The organism is Shewanella sp. SM55, assembly GCF_025654025.1.
Lineage (GTDB): Bacteria > Pseudomonadota > Gammaproteobacteria > Enterobacterales > Shewanellaceae > Shewanella > Shewanella oncorhynchi.
Genome location: NZ_JAKKRS010000002.1, coordinates 110,831 through 127,667, shown reverse-complemented (window position 1 = coordinate 127,667; position 16,837 = coordinate 110,831). Strand labels below are relative to the sequence as shown.

Below are 16,837 nucleotides of genomic sequence, written 5' to 3'. Positions count from 1 at the left end.
GTAAAAGTCGTTGGAACTTTAAATGAGCACATCGGTAATACAGAGTTTAGTGGTAGCGGTTCAAGCGAGCGCCGATAGCCTCGGTGGGGAAGGCGCAGCGAATATTGCTTCAATAGCGCCTGCTGCTACAAAAATGGCAGAACCTTCTCAAGTTGCGACCTTAGCAAGTATGTTAGGCGGCTTGATTCTGGTTTTATTATTAATTTTCGCGTTAGCTTATTTACTGAGAAGGTTTAATTTAGTCCCCACGACCAATGGCGTGCTAAAGACTATTGCTGTGACTTCCCTCGGTCAAAAAGAACGTTTAGTCTTGGTTCAGGTGGGAGAACAACAATATTTACTTGGGGTTAGCTCGCAGCAGGTGAGTTTGATTGATAAGTTAGCTGAACCTATCCATCTAGAAGCTGATTCGTTTGCGAGTCGATTACGCCAGGCGAAATTAAAACAATGACAACACGTATCCTCGCGTTAGTTGGGTTAGTTATGCTGCTATTGATGCCGTCAGCATGGGCCGCAGATGGCGTCTTACCTGCTGTAACAGTAACAACGGCGCCAGACGGCTCAACGGAATATTCGGTCACAATGCAGATTTTACTGCTGATGACATCGCTGAGTTTTTTACCTGCCATGCTCATCATGTTGACCTCTTTCACGCGGATTATCATTGTCTTGTCGATATTACGCCAAGCCATTGGATTACAACAGACTCCATCTAATCAAGTCTTAATTGGCATGAGTTTGTTCATGACTTTTTTTATCATGGCACCGGTATTCGACCGGATTTATGATGAAGGGGTGAAGCCTTATATCGATGAGCAATTAACCTTGCAGCAAGCGTTTGATAAAGGGAAAGAGCCGCTGAGAGGCTTTATGTTGGGCCAAGTAAGAACGACGGATTTAAAGACCTTTATTGAGATTTCTGGCTATAAGGATATTAAGTCTCCCGAAGAAGCACCTATGAGTGTGTTAGTGCCCGCTTTCATTACCAGTGAGTTAAAAACCGCATTTCAGATTGGCTTTATGCTATTTGTGCCTTTTTTAGTACTCGATTTAGTGGTGGCGAGTATCTTGATGGCTATGGGTATGATGATGTTATCTCCCATGATAGTGTCGCTGCCGTTTAAGATCATGTTGTTTGTGCTCGTAGATGGTTGGAGCTTAGTCCTCGGGACATTAGCGAATAGTTTCGGATAGCCAAGGGAGAGTAAACACATGAGTCCTGAGGCGCTAATTGATATTTTTCGTGAAGCTCTCGCTGTTATCGTTATGATGGTGTCTGCTATTGTGTTGCCAGGGTTGGGGATAGGGTTAATCGTTGCTGTGTTTCAAGCGGCGACTTCTATTAACGAGCAGACCTTAAGTTTCCTTCCGCGTTTGTTAGTGACACTTTTTGGCCTAATGTTTATGGGACATTGGTTAGTTGAAACCCTGATGGACTTTTTCATCGAGATGGTGAATCGCATTCCTCAAGTGATAGGCTAACGCGATGGAGCTGCTGCTCGATACCTTAATGCAAACCATTGCCGCTTATATTTGGCCATTGTTTCGCGTCGCGAGCATGTTGATGGTCATGGTGGTATTTGGGGCGGCAACGACACCAACACGAGTTCGCTTATTATTGGCGATGGCAATTACCTTTGCGATAGCACCTGTTCTTCCTCCAACTCAAAATGTGGATTTATTTTCGTTAAGCGCAGTATTCATCACGGCGCAGCAAATTATTATCGGTGTTGCCATGGGATTTGTGACTCAAATGGTGATGCAAGTCTTTGTGCTCACCGGACAGATCATTGGTATGCAGACCAGTTTAGGCTTTGCCTCTATGGTTGATCCCGGTTCTGGCCAACAAACACCCGTTATTGGTAACTTTTTCCTTTTATTGGCGACATTGATTTTCTTAGCTGTGGACGGCCATCTTTTGATGATCCGTATGCTAGTGGCAAGCTTTGAAACTTTGCCGATTTCTAATCAAGGCTTAACACTGACAAGTTATCGATCGCTGGCTGATTGGGGGTCATATATGTTTGGTGCGGCACTCACTATGTCGATATCTGCGATTATCGCCTTGTTATTAGTCAACTTGTCTTTCGGAGTCATGACCCGCGCCGCGCCGCAATTGAATATTTTCTCTATTGGTTTTCCGATCACTATGATTGGTGGACTGTTTATTCTGTGGTTAACCCTAACACCGGTAATGGCACACTTCGATGAAGTATGGTCGACGGCTCAAGTGCTGCTTTGCGATATGTTAGCGCTCCAATGTAACGCTGATGGCTTGATATGATGGGATTAGGAGAAGTCCATGGCTGAAGAATCAAGTGGCGAACGTACAGAGGAACCCACGGGGAGGCGTCTAGAACAGGCACGGGAAAAAGGACAGATTGCACGTTCGAAAGAACTCGGGACTGCAGCGGTATTGATTTCGGCGGCATGTGGGTTTTATATGCTAGGCCCAAGTTTGGCCATTAGCCTAACTCGGGTGTTTGAAATTGTATTTACCATGGATAGGGCGCAAATTTTTGATACTAATGAAATGTTCAACGTGTGGGGTGTTGTTGCGAGTGAAATAGCCTGGCCCATGGCTAAAATTATGCTACTGATTGTGGTGGTTGCGTTTATCGGTAACGTCTCTCTTGGTGGGATCAATTTTTCGACCCAAGCTATGATGCCAAAAGCCAGTAAAATGAGTCCCCTTGCTGGTTTTAAACGTATGTTTGGCGTACAGGCTCTGGTTGAACTCACCAAAGGCATTGCAAAATTTTCTGTAGTAGCGTTTTCTGCTTATTTTTTATTAAGCTTCTATTTCAATGACATCATGTTGCTGTCTAGCGACCATCTTCCTGGTAATGTTTACCATGCATTAGATTTGTTGGTTTGGATGTTTATCCTGTTATGTTCCTCGATTTTGTTTATTGTCGTCATCGATGTGCCGTTCCAAATTTGGAATCACAACAAGCAACTTAAGATGACCAAACAAGAAGTAAAAGATGAATATAAAGACACTGAGGGTAAACCTGAGGTGAAAGGGCATATACGGCAGATGCAACGTGAACTAGCACAAAGGCGTATGATGGCTGAAGTGCCAAATGCCGATGTGATTGTCGTTAACCCTGAGCATTTTGCCGTTGCGATTAAATACGATGTGCAGCGCTCTGCAGCTCCCTTTGTGATAGCGAAAGGTGTTGATGATGTGGCCTTTAAAATACGTGAGATTGCCCGCGCGCACAATATTGCGATTGTCTCGGCCCCACCACTTGCAAGGGCGATTTACCATACGACTAAGTTAGACCAGCAGATCCCTGAAGGTTTGTTTACTGCTGTCGCACAGATTTTGGCTTATGTATTCCAGCTGCGCCAATATCAAAAAGGACGCGGTCGTAAACCTATTCCAGTCCCACTTAATCAACCTATACCAGATGAATTGAAATATTGAACCACTAGTCTCAGATGGTAGTCATTGGTAAAGCTGATGATGTCAAGTTCATTTGTTTTTTTATGGCTAATTTTATGTATATCAATCAGTCACAGTACATATCTTTCCTTCATTAATGGCTTTAATCTTGTTGGCGCGTTTTTTGCTTCATGCTATTACACGTCAAAGTTTAGGTTATAGCGAATGGATGTTAAAGCGACTCTTGGTCAAGTAAAACAAATTAGGCTCAGCACTTTTAAAGGCATTGGCACGCCGGTGGTTGTGCTTGCTGCATTGGCCATGATTGTTTTACCTATCCCTCCATTTCTATTAGACATACTCTTTTCATTCAACATTGCGTTAGCTCTCATCGTATTACTGGTGGCCATTTATACAGATAGACCCTTAGATTTTGCTGCCTTCCCAACTGTGTTACTGGTGGCGACATTATTACGTCTTGCGCTCAACGTTGCCTCTACTCGTGTGGTTTTACTTGAGGGTCATAATGGCGGTGATGCCGCGGGTAAGGTGATTGAAGCCTTCGGTTCTGTGGTGATCGGTGGTAACTATGCCGTTGGTCTAGTGGTATTTATCATTTTGATTATCATCAACTTTGCGGTGGTGACTAAAGGTGCTGGTCGTATCGCAGAAGTCAGTGCCCGCTTTACCTTGGATGCTATGCCTGGTAAGCAAATGGCAATCGATGCTGACTTAAATGCTGGAACCTTAAACCAAGATCAAGCGAGAATACGCCGTGCCGAAGTGACCCGTGAAGCCGATTTCTATGGTGCGATGGACGGTGCGTCCAAATTCGTTAAAGGGGATGCGATTGCCGGTATCATGATCTTAGTGATCAACATCGTAGGTGGTTTCATCATAGGGATTGTGCAGCATGGCTTAAGTTTCTCTGAAGCGGTTGAAATTTATACCTTACTGACTATCGGTGATGGTTTAGTGGCGCAGATCCCTGGTCTATTATTGTCAATCGCCGCAGCCTTGATGGTGACTCGTCAAAACGAGTCAGGTGATATGGGCCAAATGATGATGAGTCAGATGTTTGACAGTCATAAGTCATTGGGTATCGCCGCCGGAGTCCTGTTTGTAATGGGTATTGTTCCTGGTATGCCGCACATGGCGTTTTTAAGCTTTGCCTTTATGACTGCTGGTGCAGCTTATTTTGTTTATAAACGAAATGAAAACAAACGTCTTAAAGCGCTAGAACAAGTGAAATCGGGTCCAATAGAAAGACAAGATAAAGAGCCTAAAGAGCTAGGTTGGGACGATGTACATCATGTGGATACTATTGGTCTTGAGGTTGGATATCGTTTGATCCCTCTGGTAGACAAGGGCCAAGGTGGCGAGTTACTAAGCCGCATTAAAGGCGTGCGTAAAAAGTTGTCTCAGGAATTAGGATTCTTAGTGCCCGCGGTGCATATTCGCGATAACTTAGATTTATCACCTAATGCGTATCGCATTTCATTAATGGGCGTCGTCGTCGGAGAGGCAGATATTCGTCATGATTGCGAATTGGCGATCAACCCTGGTCAAGTCTATGGCAAACTCGATGGTATCGAAACGCGCGATCCCGCCTTTGGCCTGGAAGCGGTATGGATCGCCCCTGAGTTACGTGAGCACGCACAAACACTAGGTTATACCGTCGTCGATGCTGCGACGGTTGTTGCAACTCATATTAGTCAATTACTCACAAATAATGCTGCTAAGTTGTTAGGTTACGAAGAAGTGCAACAACTGATGGATATGCTTGCGAAACACTCACCTAAGCTGGTTGATGGCTTTATTCCAGATATCATGCTACTAGGACATGTCGTAAAAGTGATGCAGAACCTATTAAATGAAGGGGTTTCAGTTAGAGACTTGCGTACTATAGTGCAAACTTTGTTAGAATATGGCACTAAGAGCAATGACACTGAAGTCTTGACTGCCGCTGTACGTATCGCTTTGAAACGTATGATAGTTCAGGAAATCTCAGGCCCAGAGCTCGAAATCCCCGTCATTACTTTGGCGCCAGAGTTGGAACAGATGTTGCATCAGTCAATGCAAGCAACCGGTGGTGATGGTCCTAATATTGAACCCGGTCTTGCAGAACGCATGCAGCAGTCCCTTGCCGATGCGGCTCAGAAGCAAGAAATGGTCGGACAACCCGCCATATTGTTGACGTCAGGTATGTTACGCGCGACGCTGTCACGCTTTGTTAAACATACTATTCCTAATCTCAGAGTCATTTCATATCAAGAAATACCTGATGAGAAGCAAATACGTATCGTATCTGCAGTCGGCCAGTAGAGGACGCATAAGTGAAGATTAAACGATTTTTTGCCAAAGACATGCGCGCCGCACTGGCCCAAGTGAAAGAAACACTCGGCTCAGATGCCGTCATTATGTCAAATAAAAAAGTGAACGGTGGCATCGAAATTGTCGCTGCCGTTGACTATGACGAACCTAAAGCGAAAACTGCAGCCACTGCGCCAGCACCGACCTTTATGGACGTGAGCGACGATCTCGTGTCCCTAGGTGCTAAGCAGCCAGTCCGTGTAGAAACTCGCGCTAAGCCAGCGGCACCTGCAGACTCATTACAAGCCTTACTTGAGAAGCAGCAAAGCCGTTTGAATCAACAAATGTCACATCAGCAAGTTGATGCCGAGTTACCTGCATGGGCTAAGGGCTTACAAGCCCCTACAGCTGTGAAACCAGAACGTCGTGAAGTGCCTTCCTCGTTTGATAAAAAGCCACAAACATCACAGAAACAAAGTGCTGATATTGAAGCTATGCGTGATGAATTAGCATCACTGCGTAATTTACTGACACATCAAGTATCCTCCTTGATGACGGAACATAAAAAACGCATCGATCCCGTCGGTGCTATGCTCGAAGCCAAATTGCTTGAGGCTGAATTCTCCCCTGCGGTTGCGAATAAATTAGCCGCGCTGAGCCAGCATTATACGCCGGCTGAATTAGTCAGAGCATTACCACAAAGTCTTGCTAATATGCTTGATAATCAGGGCGATGACATTGTTAAGCAGGGCGGAGTGGTTGCATTAGTTGGTCCTACTGGGGTTGGTAAAACAACGTCATTAGCTAAACTTGCTGCCCGTTTTGCGGCACATCATGGTGCTGAACATGTTGCTTTAATTACCACAGATCATTATCGCATCGGAGCCTATGAGCAATTAGCAACTTATGGCAAAATAATGGGCTGCCCAGTAAAGCAAGCTCATGATCTAAATGAATTAGAGCAAATTCTCTATCAGTTTAGGAATCGCAAGCTAGTATTGATAGATACGGCTGGCATGGGACAGCGAGATATGCGCCTTTACCAGCAACTTGATAATTTAACTGCAAATAGCAGGATACCTATCCGCAGTTATCTGGTACTGTCTGCGACAGGGCAGCGCCGTGTGCTGCAAGATGCAGTCAATCATTTTAAACGCATTCCCCTATCTGGTGTCGTTCTCACAAAACTCGATGAATCTGTGTCGTTAGCAGGGGCATTAAGTGTGTTGATCCAAAACGGATTACCATTAAGTTATATTACTGATGGACAAAGAGTTCCTGAAGATATGAAAGTTGCGGATACCCTAGATTTAGCCCAGCAGGCACTCGCAGCGTTAGATAGTACAGAACAACAATCATTACAAGACACAGCGTGGTCAGATAATATGGCCTGTGCATTTGAGTAGATTTATGACCCTGGATCAAGCAAGTGGTTTACGTATGATGAATCAACCCTATAACGAAAAAGTGAAAGTAATCGCGGTCACTGGTGGTAAAGGAGGCGTGGGTAAAACCAGCGTTTCTATTAATACTGCTGTGGCATTAGCCGAAAAAGGCAAGCGTGTCTTGGTACTTGACGCTGACCTTGGCTTAGCAAACGTCGACGTCATGCTGGGTATTCGTGCCGAGCGTAACCTCTCCCATGTTCTCTCTGGTGATGCAGAGCTTGACGATATTATCGTTCGTGGTCCAAAGGGGATAGGCATAGTACCAGCCACCTCTGGAACACAGGGGATGGTGGAATTAAGCCCGGCGCAACATGCTGGATTAATCCGTGCATTTAGTGAGATGCGGACTCAGTTTGATATTCTAGTCGTAGATACTGCTGCTGGGATCTCAGATATGGTGCTCAGTTTCTCACGTGCTTCGCAGGATGTGCTAGTCGTTGTTTGTGATGAACCCACTTCGATTACCGATGCCTACGCCCTGATTAAAATTCTCAGCCGTGAGCATGGCGTGTTCCGTTTTAAAATAGTTGCCAATATGGTGCGTAGTTTACGCGAAGGTATGGAATTATTTGCTAAACTCAGTAAAGTGACCGACAGATTTTTAGATGTTGCACTTGAATTAGTCGCCACGATTCCATTTGACGAAAACTTACGTAAATCTGTTCGTAAACAAAAATTGGTGGTTGAAGCTTATCCTAAATCACCAGCGGCAATTGCTTATCAAGGATTGGCAAATAAAATTTTGAGCTGGCCTGTGCCGCAGCAACCTGGTGGGCATTTGGAGTTTTTCGTTGAGCGTTTAGTACAACGACCAGATTTTCAAGAGGAAAAAACGAGTGAATAAAGCCGCTGCGTATACTTGTTTAGACAATAAATCGTCGATCGTTGAACAGTATGCTCCGTTGGTTAAAAGAATTGCGCATCATTTACTCGCCAGACTACCTGCATCTGTGCAGTTAGATGATTTACTCCAAGCTGGGATGATGGGGTTACTAGAAGCATCATCCAAGTTTGATGGTGGCAAGGGTGCGAAATTTGAAACCTTCGCCGGCATACGCATACGTGGAGCCATGTTAGATGAAATTCGTCGTGGCGACTGGGTCCCTCGTTCCGTTCATCGTAACAATCGTAAGGTTGCACACGCTATTGATGAGTTAGAGCAAGAACTGGGCCGTGATGCACGCGACACAGAAATTGCAGAAAAACTTGATATGACGCTCGATGAGTACCATCATATTCTTAACGATGTTTCTGTCGGAAAAATCATAGGGATAGAAGATTTAGGCGTATCTCAGGATATACTTACAGTGAGTGATCGGTCCGATGATGATTCATTTGAAGCATTAGCTGAGAACCAATTTCATTCTGCTCTGGTTGAGGCAATTAAATTATTGCCTGAAAGAGATGCATTAGTGTTATCCCTGTACTACGATGAAGCATTGAATTTAAAAGAGATTGGCGCCATTCTTGAAGTCAGTGAATCGCGGGTTAGCCAGATATTAAGTCAGGCAATGTTGCGATTGAAAGCTAAACTCAAGCACTGGACATAAGTATAATTATTAATCGAGCACAGAATGTCAGCTCACCGGAGGAAACCTTGGACAAGAATATGAAGATTCTCATTGTTGACGATTTTTCGACAATGAGGCGTATCATCAAGAACTTGTTGCGAGACTTGGGGTTTAATAACACCCAAGAAGCAGACGATGGCTCAACAGCCCTGCCGATGTTGCAAAAGGGGGATTTTGATTTTGTTGTTACAGATTGGAATATGCCTGGTATGCAAGGAATCGATCTGTTAAAAGCAATTCGCGCTGATGATTCGCTAAAGCATTTACCCGTATTAATGGTAACTGCTGAAGCAAAACGTGAACAGATTATTGCTGCCGCTCAAGCGGGAGTGAATGGTTATGTGGTTAAGCCTTTTACCGCTGCAACGCTGAAAGAGAAGTTAGATAAAATATTCGAACGACTCGCTTGAGCAAGGATGAGCTATGAAGTCACAAACATCAGGGCTCATCACGCTCGAGCAAGCTCAGCATTTAGTTGAATTATTAAGTGCAGGTGAGCAAAGTCAGGCAGATGATTTATTTCGGGAGCTTGCTGCTCCACTGCAACGAGAATTATTCGAAGAAGTAGGTAAATTAACTCGGCAACTTCATAGTGCGCTGATGGATTTTCAAGTTGATAATCGTCTTGCTGAATTAGCCAATACAGAGATCCCCGATGCCAAGCAACGTTTAAATTACGTTATTGACATGACCGAACAAGCTGCAAATAAAACCATGGATGCGGTTGAAGAATGTTTACCTTTGGCTAATGCCGTGACCGTAAATATTCAAAATGTCATGCCATCTTGGGACAGATTAATGCGACGCGAGATAGCGCTGACTGAATTTAAGGGCCTTTGTCACGATGTACAAGACCTTATGTCTCGTAGTGCAAATGACTCGACTCGATTACGTGAATTGCTTAATCAAATTTTGATGGCGCAAGATTTTCAAGACTTAACAGGACAAATAATACGTCGTGTTATTGATCTAGTAATGGAAGTAGAAAGTAATCTGGTTTCTATGCTGACGGTATTTGGTGAGCAACCTATGATTGAAAGTCAGATTGCTCAGAAAAATAATATTGAAGCAGAAGGCCCGATAATGAATGCCGAGCTTCGTCAAGATGTGGTAACGGGTCAAGACGAAGTGGATGATCTTCTATCGAGTCTGGGTTTCTAACTGGGAGTCAATTTGATGGCCTTTGATGTAGATGAAGAGATACTCCAGGACTTTTTAATCGAAGCCGGTGAAATTTTAGAGCTTCTGCAAGAGCAACTCGTTGCGCTTGAAAATAATCCTGATGATACTAACTTGCTGAACGCCATTTTCCGTGGTTTTCATACCGTTAAAGGTGGTGCTGGCTTTCTTAGCTTAACTCCCATGGTTGATGTTTGTCATGAGGCTGAGAATACCTTCGATTTATTGCGGACAGGCAAGCGTAGCGTTAACGCAGAGTTGATGGATATTATTTTGCAGGCTGTTGATGCAATTAATACCATGTTTGCGCAAACCCAGCAGGGCGAGCAACAAGATCCCGCCGATTCAAGTTTGTTAGCGAGACTTAAAATGCTCAGTTCAGGTGCGCCTTTGCCATCTGAAGTCGCTTCTGCCAAGGTTGCAGAGCCAGAACCTGTTGTTGAAGTCATTATTGATACTCCTACCCCTCAAGAAATCCCTGCTGATATAAGTGATAACTCATCTTCCATTGAAAATACGTCTTCAAGTATCGATGATATCAATGATGCTGAATTTGAAGCTTTATTGGATGCGCTTCATGGTTCAGGAAAGGGACCTGCGGTCGCTGCTACCACATTTGTATCTGAACCAGTTGCTGCAAAGCCTGCTGCACCAATTAAAACACCTTCAACATCAGGTGATGACATCACTGATGATGAGTTCGAGGCGTTACTGGATGAACTTCATGGCTCAGGTAAATTTAAAGCTGAGGCTGAAGTGCCTGTTAAGCCTAAGGTTGTGGCAACACCTGCGCCTCAACCGATTGTAGATGCTGATGAAATTACCGATGATGAGTTTGAACGATTACTCGATGAACTCCATGGGAAAGGCGGAGCACCTGCGAAAGCCGAAGTTAAAACGCCTACGACACCCATTTCGACTGTAGCACCTACTGCTGCACCACATGCTCCTGCGCCAGTTAAAGCCGCAGTACCAGCTCCTGCTCCAGTCGTTGCTGCAAAACCTAAGGTGGAAATTGCGGTTGTCGATAAAGCACCTGCTAAGGCTAGCTCTGCGAATGTGCCTCAGGGTGAAACAACAGTACGTGTAGATACCGCACGACTCGACCAGATCATGAATATGGTGGGTGAGTTAGTGTTAGTGCGTAATCGATTGGTGAGCTTAGGCATCAGCCGTGATGATGAGGAGATGTCGAAAGCTCTCGCGAACTTAGATCTCGTTACTGCCGATTTGCAAGGCGCTGTGATGAAAACCCGTATGCAACCGATCAAGAAAGTGTTTGGTCGTTTCCCTCGGGTGGTACGTGATCTTGCTCGTACACTAAACAAAGAAATTGATTTGATCATGGTCGGTGAAGAAACTGACTTAGATAAAAACCTCGTTGAAGCGCTTGCCGATCCACTCGTCCACTTAGTGCGTAACTCTGTGGACCATGGTATCGAGATGCCAAATGAGCGTGAAGCTAGTGGTAAGCCAAGAACGGGAACGATTACCTTATCTGCAAGTCAGGAAGGCGACCATATACTGCTGAAAATCGAAGACGATGGCGCAGGCATGGATCCTGAAAAACTCAAAAAAATTGCCATAAACCGTGGTGTGCTCGATGAAGATTCTGCTTCGCGGATGACAGACAGCGAAGCCTATAATTTGATTTTTGCACCAGGTTTTTCAACTAAAGTTGAGATTTCAGATATTTCAGGCCGTGGTGTTGGGATGGACGTGGTAAAAACTCGTATCACCCAGCTGAATGGCACTGTACATATTGATTCCATGAAAGGTAAGGGAACGATACTTGAGATTAAAGTACCGCTAACACTGGCGATTATGCCAACCTTAATGGTCGATGTCGCTAAACAAGTGTTCGCATTACCTCTATCTAGCGTGAATGAGATTTTCCATCTCGATCTCACAAAAACCAATATTGTTGATGGGCAATTGACTGTCATAGTGCGTAATAAGGCCGTACCTTTGTTCTATTTGGAACACTGGCTACATAGAAACAAAACGACCTTTAAACATGGCGATAAAAAGCATGGTCATGTGGTTATCGTGCAATTAGGCATGATGCAAATTGGTTTTGTAGTGGATGCCTTAATAGGACAAGAAGAGGTCGTTATTAAGCCTCTTGGCGCTATGTTACATGGCACACCTGGGATGGCTGGTGCGACAATTACATCGGATGGTGGTATTGCACTGATCTTAGATGTTCCTGGATTGCTAAAGCATTATGCGAAAAGTAAGAATTAGTTTCCAAGCTAAGGAATGGAATGGCCATTAAAGTATTAGTCGTTGATGACTCAAGTTTTTTCAGACGACGTGTTAGTGAAATAGTCAATCAAGATCCTGAACTGGAAGTTATCGCGACGGCCTCAAATGGGGCCGAAGCGGTGAAGTTGGCTGCTGAGCTTAATCCCCAAGTTATCACTATGGATATTGAGATGCCTGTCATGGATGGTATTACTGCTGTTCGTGAAATCATGGCTAAGTGTCCGACTCCGATCTTGATGTTTTCTTCTTTAACCCATGATGGCGCTAAAGCAACGTTAGACGCTTTAGATGCTGGTGCATTAGATTTTCTACCTAAACGTTTTGAAGATATTGCGACCAACAAAGATGATGCCATTTTATTGTTGCAACAAAGAGTTAAGGCATTGGGACGACGCAGAATGTTTCGTCCGATTGCACGTCCTGTGGTTGCGCCAACACCTAGTGTGCGTCCAACAGGTAGCGTTTTAGGTACAACGAGTATATCGGCTCATACGCCTGTCGCAGCTCCTGTTAGAACGTCAATGGCAACGACGATTCGTGCAAGTGGTAAGCAGTATAAATTATTGCTGATCGGTACATCTACTGGTGGTCCGGTTGCGCTGCAAAAAATACTCACGCAGTTTCCGGCAAACTATCCGCATCCCATTTTATTAATCCAGCATATGCCTGCTGCCTTTACCCCTGCATTTGCGAGTCGTTTAAATGGCTTATGTAAGATTGAAGTAAAAGAGGCCGCTAATGGCGATCTTCTTAAACCGGGTTGTGCATATTTAGCGCCGGGTGGTATGCAAATGATGGTTGAACGTACTGGAGCAAGTGGCCGATTAAAAGTTATCGCAGGCAGTGCTGATATGAATTATAAGCCCTGTGTGGATATCACCTTTGCTTCTGCTTCTAAAGCCTTTAGTGGTGATGTGCTTGCTGTTGTATTAACTGGCATGGGGGCGGATGGCAGAGAAGGCGCACGTATGTTGAAAGCTGTAGGCGCTACCATTTGGGCGCAAGATGAAGCCAGTTGTGTGGTTTATGGTATGCCACAAGCCGTTGCGAGTGCAGGGATTGCCACCCAGTCGATAGCCTTAGACAACATGGCCGAATGTATTTTAAAAGAGTCTGTTCGTGTCTAAAAATCAATATCCGATGAGCACAAATAGTGTGCTCATCATCTTGTTGATGGGCATAGCCATTTTGGTTCTTGGTGCCTTAAGCCTTGATTACAAGCGTAAGAATAGTTTACTGCAGGCGGATGTAAAACGTTTGGAATCGACTCAGGTGCTGTTAATGGTACCTGACGAACAGGCTGAGGCCATTGCAACTTGGTTAGCGTCTCATCCCGATCAGACTAAAGCAATGTTGCAATTAGCGGCTCCTGGTGAGCAGAAGGCTGTAGCGATTGGTCCTGAGCCGGTACAAAATAGCATTCCGCCTTTGCTGGGCAAACCAGATACTGAAATAGATACGGCGAAGGAAAAAACTAATCTGGAATCCTCTATTCCTAAACAGCTTCAAGCGCCAGAAAAAGAGGTTAAAGCTGTTTCTCAGACAATTGCCCCCCAAAATGCAGAGATGCTGCCAGTGGTGATATCTGAGAATGCCGATGGTGTCAAAGTGATTAGTTTGCCCAATGGCGGCATTCGAGTCACGACCAGAAAAGAGCAGTAATTTTAGAATTTGTGAACTCACAATTTTCTAGTTCATTAGCATATTAACCAGTATAGGTAGGGGTCACTTCTTGAAAGTCTGGACCATAGCGAATCAAAAAGGTGGCGTAGGTAAAACCACGACGGTAGCGAGTTTAGCGGGAACATTAGCTAAGCGTGGCAAGCGTGTTCTTATGATAGATACCGATCCACATGCTTCGTTAGGTTATTACTTAGGTATTGATTCTGAAGAGGTTCCAGGCTCGTTGTTTGATGTTTTTCTTGCCCATAAAAACCTTTCTAAGGAACTCGTTTTATCCCATGTAGTGCCAACCTTAGTCGATGGTTTGGATTTATTACCTGCAACTATGGCATTGGCTACCTTAGACAGAGCCTTAGGTCATCAAGAGGGAATGGGATTAGTACTACGTAATTTATTAGCACTGGTTGCTGATGATTATGATGTTGCTATCGTTGATTGCCCACCCGTACTCGGGGTATTAATGGTCAATGCGCTTGCGGCAAGTCAGCATATCATTATTCCTGTGCAGACGGAGTTTCTTGCCATTAAAGGGCTAGAGCGGATGATTAAAACAATGGAGTTAATGGGGCGATCTAAGAAGACGCGCTACAGTTACACTGTTGTGCCTACCATGTATGATAAACGCACCAAAGCATCACCTGCGGCTTTGCAAGTTCTTGGTGCCGAATACAGTGATACTTTGTGGAAAGACGTTATTCCAGTAGACACTAAGTTTAGAGATGCCAGTTTGGCACATTTACCAGCATCGCATTATGCGAGTGGTTGCCGCGGCGTTAAAGCCTATGAAAGATTATTAGATTTCTTATTAGTTGGGGAGTTTGGCCATGTCAAAATCGGTTGATGAAACTGTTTTTGATTTTTTCGCATTATTGCTGCAGGAAGACGACAGTCCAAACCAGATTGTTTCCCCTCAAAGCATTGTAAAAGCAGACTCAAATCAAAATGTTGCCGTTAATCAAACGGAGGCAGCATTGCTCGATGCGGCAATTTTGGCTGAAAATGGTCGCACTGCCGCACCGCAGAATGTAGAGAAGGCCATAACGCCTACTGCGCAGTTGCAGCCAAAAGCGGCGCCAAGACAACATGAGTTTGTTGCTCCGGTAAGCCAGGTTGTAGCTCAAGTGAATAAGCAAGCGTTAGAGAAATTACTAGCGCCAGTACTAAAGACTGCAAGGTTAGAACCGATACCACCTTCAGTAGAGATAGCGCCACCTATTGATGTTCAACCTGTTGTGGTAGAAGTACCACAAGCTCAGCCTGTTGTTAATGAAACCGTTGTTGATGAAATCGTTGAGCCAGTGGTTGTGCCAGAAACACAAGTTGGCATTACGCCTCCTAGTGTGACAAAAGATTTGCAAGAAGTGCTCGATGATGAGTTTCAGGTACTATTCTTTAAAGTAGCAGGGCTGACATTGGCTGTGCCTTTGGTGAGTTTAGGCGGAATAGTAAAAGTTGAGCGGATAAACCACATCTTTGGTCGACCCGCATGGTTTCTTGGTGTACAGACGCATAGGGAGGAGCAATTGAACATTGTTGATACTTGTGCGTGGGTTATGCCAGAAAAATACACAGATAAACTGGCGCAATCAGTAAATTATCAATATCTTGTATTATTAGAAGGCAGTAACTGGGGATTGACTTGTGAGTCCTTGGTCAATGCGGTAAAAATTAATAAATCGCAAGTCAACTGGCGTAGTCAAGCGGGTAAACGCCCTTGGTTAGCGGGTGTAGTGAAAGAACAGATGTGTGGCATTTTGCACGTACAAGCCTTAGTTGAAATGCTTAATGCGGGTTTAGGTTGTCAGGACTCAATTGGTTGAGGTAAACATGAAAGATACAAGAAATGTAGCAGCAGTCGCTGCAAGTAAAGATGATGCAGTATTACAATGGGTTACCTTTAAGTTGGACCATGAAACTTACGGTATCAACGTAATGCAAGTGCAGGAAGTGCTGCGTTATACTGAAATTGCCCCCGTACCTGGTGCCCCCTATTATGTTCTAGGCATCATTAACTTACGTGGTAATGTTGTCACTGTAATTGATACCCGCTCACGTTTTGGATTGCAGTCTGCTGAAGTTGATGATTCAACCCGAATCGTTATCATCGAAGCTGAAAAGCAGGTCATTGGTATCTTAGTTGATAGTGTTGCAGAAGTGGTTTATTTGCGCCGCTCTGAAATTGACAATGCGCCTAATGTTGGAACGGAAGAGAGTGCTAAGTTTATTCAAGGCGTGAGCAATCGCGACAATGAATTACTTATCTTAGTTGATCTCGACAAATTATTGTCCGATGAAGAATGGGCTGAGTTGACTCAGATCTAATCAATGAGTGTGATAAGGCTGAATGATTAGAATTCATTCAGCCATTTTGTTTATTTGCGAATAAATCGATGATGTTGAGTATTTACGATTTATGGATAGACGAAGTCTTTTTATTATAGCTTGAACAATGGCCAATTATATTGGTGACGTTAAGTGAGCACTTTGGAATAGATAACTCAATTGTAAGCCAGCTCCTAATCTATGGCTTTGAGTGAGTATAAGGATTTTTGATGGGCGATGAATTTTTGATCGCAGCGTTAGTCTATGTCATCGCATGCTTAGGGTTAGTACTCTTTTTACAAAAGCAATTGAGTAAATTAAGAAGCAAAGTTGAGGCATTGACTGTGTTAGTTAAAGAGGGCGATCGGCAGCGAGAGTCTTTTAAACGCGAATTGCAAGAATTACGCAGTGGCACAATCGGTGTAGGCCGTCGTGTTATTGAATTAGAGAAACGCATATTGCAACAGTCTGAACGAATTGAAGAGACGACTCAACAGGATCCACAGGCAAAACTTTATACTCGAGCCATGAAGATGGTCGCGCTTGGTGCTGGCGTCGACGAATTGATTAAGGAATGCGAATTACCTAAAGCTGAAGCCGAGCTGTTGATCCGTCTGCATCGTAAGTAATCGGTAGCCAATTGAACACTAAAAGCTAATTTT

Annotated in this window: 18 protein-coding genes; all 18 read left to right on the top strand. The window is 44.3% G+C overall.

The genetic code is table 11. The annotated features are described in order from the left end of the window. Positions 1–22 precede the first annotated feature (22 nt). Positions 23–451, top strand: coding sequence for a flagellar biosynthetic protein FliO (gene fliO, locus L5L91_RS03745; protein ID WP_105251944.1), 429 nt, complete (start codon positions 23–25; stop codon positions 449–451). Continuing rightward, entirely contained in the window at positions 448–1,194 is a 747-nt protein-coding gene (gene fliP / locus L5L91_RS03740; protein WP_028761180.1) for a flagellar type III secretion system pore protein FliP, read from the top strand. Before fliO ends, fliP begins: the two co-directional genes overlap by 4 nt. Positions 1,195–1,212: 18 nt before the next feature. Further along, positions 1,213–1,482, top strand: coding sequence for a flagellar biosynthesis protein FliQ (fliQ, locus tag L5L91_RS03735; RefSeq protein ID WP_012587225.1), 270 nt, complete (start codon positions 1,213–1,215; stop codon positions 1,480–1,482). A 4-nt stretch (positions 1,483–1,486) separates the two neighbouring features. Beyond that, the gene (gene fliR, locus L5L91_RS03730) at positions 1,487–2,284 is read left to right on the top strand and encodes a flagellar biosynthetic protein FliR (protein WP_028761179.1); all 798 of its coding nucleotides are present in this window, start codon (positions 1,487–1,489) and stop codon (positions 2,282–2,284) included. Between the two features lie 18 nt (positions 2,285–2,302). Next, entirely contained in the window at positions 2,303–3,433 is a 1,131-nt protein-coding gene (gene flhB, locus L5L91_RS03725; protein ID WP_131523091.1) for a flagellar biosynthesis protein FlhB, read from the top strand. A 183-nt stretch (positions 3,434–3,616) separates the two neighbouring features. After that, positions 3,617–5,716 (top strand): flagellar biosynthesis protein FlhA, encoded by a 2,100-nt coding sequence (flhA, locus tag L5L91_RS03720; protein ID WP_263235701.1) that lies wholly within the window; start codon positions 3,617–3,619, stop codon positions 5,714–5,716. Positions 5,717–5,727: 11 nt separating this feature from the next. Then, positions 5,728–7,110, top strand: coding sequence for a flagellar biosynthesis protein FlhF (flhF, locus tag L5L91_RS03715; protein WP_113939473.1), 1,383 nt, complete (start codon positions 5,728–5,730; stop codon positions 7,108–7,110). Positions 7,111–7,114: 4 nt separating this feature from the next. After that, positions 7,115–7,996 carry a MinD/ParA family protein gene (locus L5L91_RS03710; RefSeq protein ID WP_006082389.1) on the top strand — a complete coding sequence of 294 codons (882 nt, stop codon included), beginning with the start codon at positions 7,115–7,117 and terminating at the stop codon, positions 7,994–7,996. Beyond that, entirely contained in the window at positions 7,989–8,702 is a 714-nt protein-coding gene (locus tag L5L91_RS03705; RefSeq protein ID WP_028761175.1) for an RNA polymerase sigma factor FliA, read from the top strand. Before L5L91_RS03710 ends, L5L91_RS03705 begins: the two co-directional genes overlap by 8 nt. A gap of 47 nt (positions 8,703–8,749) precedes the next feature. After that, positions 8,750–9,133 carry a chemotaxis response regulator CheY gene (gene cheY, locus L5L91_RS03700; RefSeq protein ID WP_007649667.1) on the top strand — a complete coding sequence of 128 codons (384 nt, stop codon included), beginning with the start codon at positions 8,750–8,752 and terminating at the stop codon, positions 9,131–9,133. Between the two features lie 13 nt (positions 9,134–9,146). Further along, entirely contained in the window at positions 9,147–9,884 is a 738-nt protein-coding gene (locus tag L5L91_RS03695) for a protein phosphatase CheZ (RefSeq protein ID WP_028761174.1), read from the top strand. A gap of 15 nt (positions 9,885–9,899) precedes the next feature. Then, entirely contained in the window at positions 9,900–12,149 is a 2,250-nt protein-coding gene (locus L5L91_RS03690; RefSeq protein WP_263162258.1) for a chemotaxis protein CheA, read from the top strand. Between the two features lie 20 nt (positions 12,150–12,169). After that, positions 12,170–13,297 carry a chemotaxis response regulator protein-glutamate methylesterase gene (locus L5L91_RS03685; protein ID WP_263162261.1) on the top strand — a complete coding sequence of 376 codons (1,128 nt, stop codon included), beginning with the start codon at positions 12,170–12,172 and terminating at the stop codon, positions 13,295–13,297. A gap of 13 nt (positions 13,298–13,310) precedes the next feature. Further along, on the top strand, positions 13,311–13,832 hold the full coding sequence (locus L5L91_RS03680; protein WP_105253086.1) for a membrane anchored protein in chemotaxis locus: 522 nt from the start codon (positions 13,311–13,313) through the stop codon (positions 13,830–13,832). Between the two features lie 70 nt (positions 13,833–13,902). After that, positions 13,903–14,694 carry a ParA family protein gene (locus tag L5L91_RS03675; protein ID WP_028761170.1) on the top strand — a complete coding sequence of 264 codons (792 nt, stop codon included), beginning with the start codon at positions 13,903–13,905 and terminating at the stop codon, positions 14,692–14,694. Then, positions 14,678–15,673 carry a chemotaxis protein CheW gene (locus L5L91_RS03670; RefSeq protein WP_168824448.1) on the top strand — a complete coding sequence of 332 codons (996 nt, stop codon included), beginning with the start codon at positions 14,678–14,680 and terminating at the stop codon, positions 15,671–15,673. Before L5L91_RS03675 ends, L5L91_RS03670 begins: the two co-directional genes overlap by 17 nt. A gap of 7 nt (positions 15,674–15,680) precedes the next feature. Beyond that, positions 15,681–16,175: a chemotaxis protein CheW gene (locus L5L91_RS03665; RefSeq protein WP_006082380.1), complete on the top strand. Its 495-nt coding sequence runs from the start codon at positions 15,681–15,683 to the stop codon at positions 16,173–16,175. A 230-nt stretch (positions 16,176–16,405) separates the two neighbouring features. Next, the gene (locus tag L5L91_RS03660) at positions 16,406–16,804 is read left to right on the top strand and encodes a DUF2802 domain-containing protein (protein WP_028761168.1); all 399 of its coding nucleotides are present in this window, start codon (positions 16,406–16,408) and stop codon (positions 16,802–16,804) included. The last annotated feature ends 33 nt before the right edge of the window (positions 16,805–16,837 follow it).

Coding starts and splice junctions, on each gene's coding strand:
- flhA (WP_263235701.1), top strand. CDS start 3,617: ATGGATGTTAAAGCGACTCTTGGTCAAGTAAAACAAATTAGGCTCAGC.
- L5L91_RS03670 (WP_168824448.1), top strand. CDS start 14,678: ATGTCAAAATCGGTTGATGAAACTGTTTTTGATTTTTTCGCATTATTG.
- L5L91_RS03695 (WP_028761174.1), top strand. CDS start 9,147: ATGAAGTCACAAACATCAGGGCTCATCACGCTCGAGCAAGCTCAGCAT.
- L5L91_RS03660 (WP_028761168.1), top strand. CDS start 16,406: ATGGGCGATGAATTTTTGATCGCAGCGTTAGTCTATGTCATCGCATGC.
- fliO (WP_105251944.1), top strand. CDS start 23: ATGAGCACATCGGTAATACAGAGTTTAGTGGTAGCGGTTCAAGCGAGC.
- L5L91_RS03665 (WP_006082380.1), top strand. CDS start 15,681: ATGAAAGATACAAGAAATGTAGCAGCAGTCGCTGCAAGTAAAGATGAT.
- L5L91_RS03680 (WP_105253086.1), top strand. CDS start 13,311: ATGAGCACAAATAGTGTGCTCATCATCTTGTTGATGGGCATAGCCATT.
- L5L91_RS03710 (WP_006082389.1), top strand. CDS start 7,115: ATGACCCTGGATCAAGCAAGTGGTTTACGTATGATGAATCAACCCTAT.
- L5L91_RS03690 (WP_263162258.1), top strand. CDS start 9,900: ATGGCCTTTGATGTAGATGAAGAGATACTCCAGGACTTTTTAATCGAA.
- fliP (WP_028761180.1), top strand. CDS start 448: ATGACAACACGTATCCTCGCGTTAGTTGGGTTAGTTATGCTGCTATTG.
- fliR (WP_028761179.1), top strand. CDS start 1,487: ATGGAGCTGCTGCTCGATACCTTAATGCAAACCATTGCCGCTTATATT.
- L5L91_RS03685 (WP_263162261.1), top strand. CDS start 12,170: ATGGCCATTAAAGTATTAGTCGTTGATGACTCAAGTTTTTTCAGACGA.
- fliQ (WP_012587225.1), top strand. CDS start 1,213: ATGAGTCCTGAGGCGCTAATTGATATTTTTCGTGAAGCTCTCGCTGTT.
- flhB (WP_131523091.1), top strand. CDS start 2,303: ATGGCTGAAGAATCAAGTGGCGAACGTACAGAGGAACCCACGGGGAGG.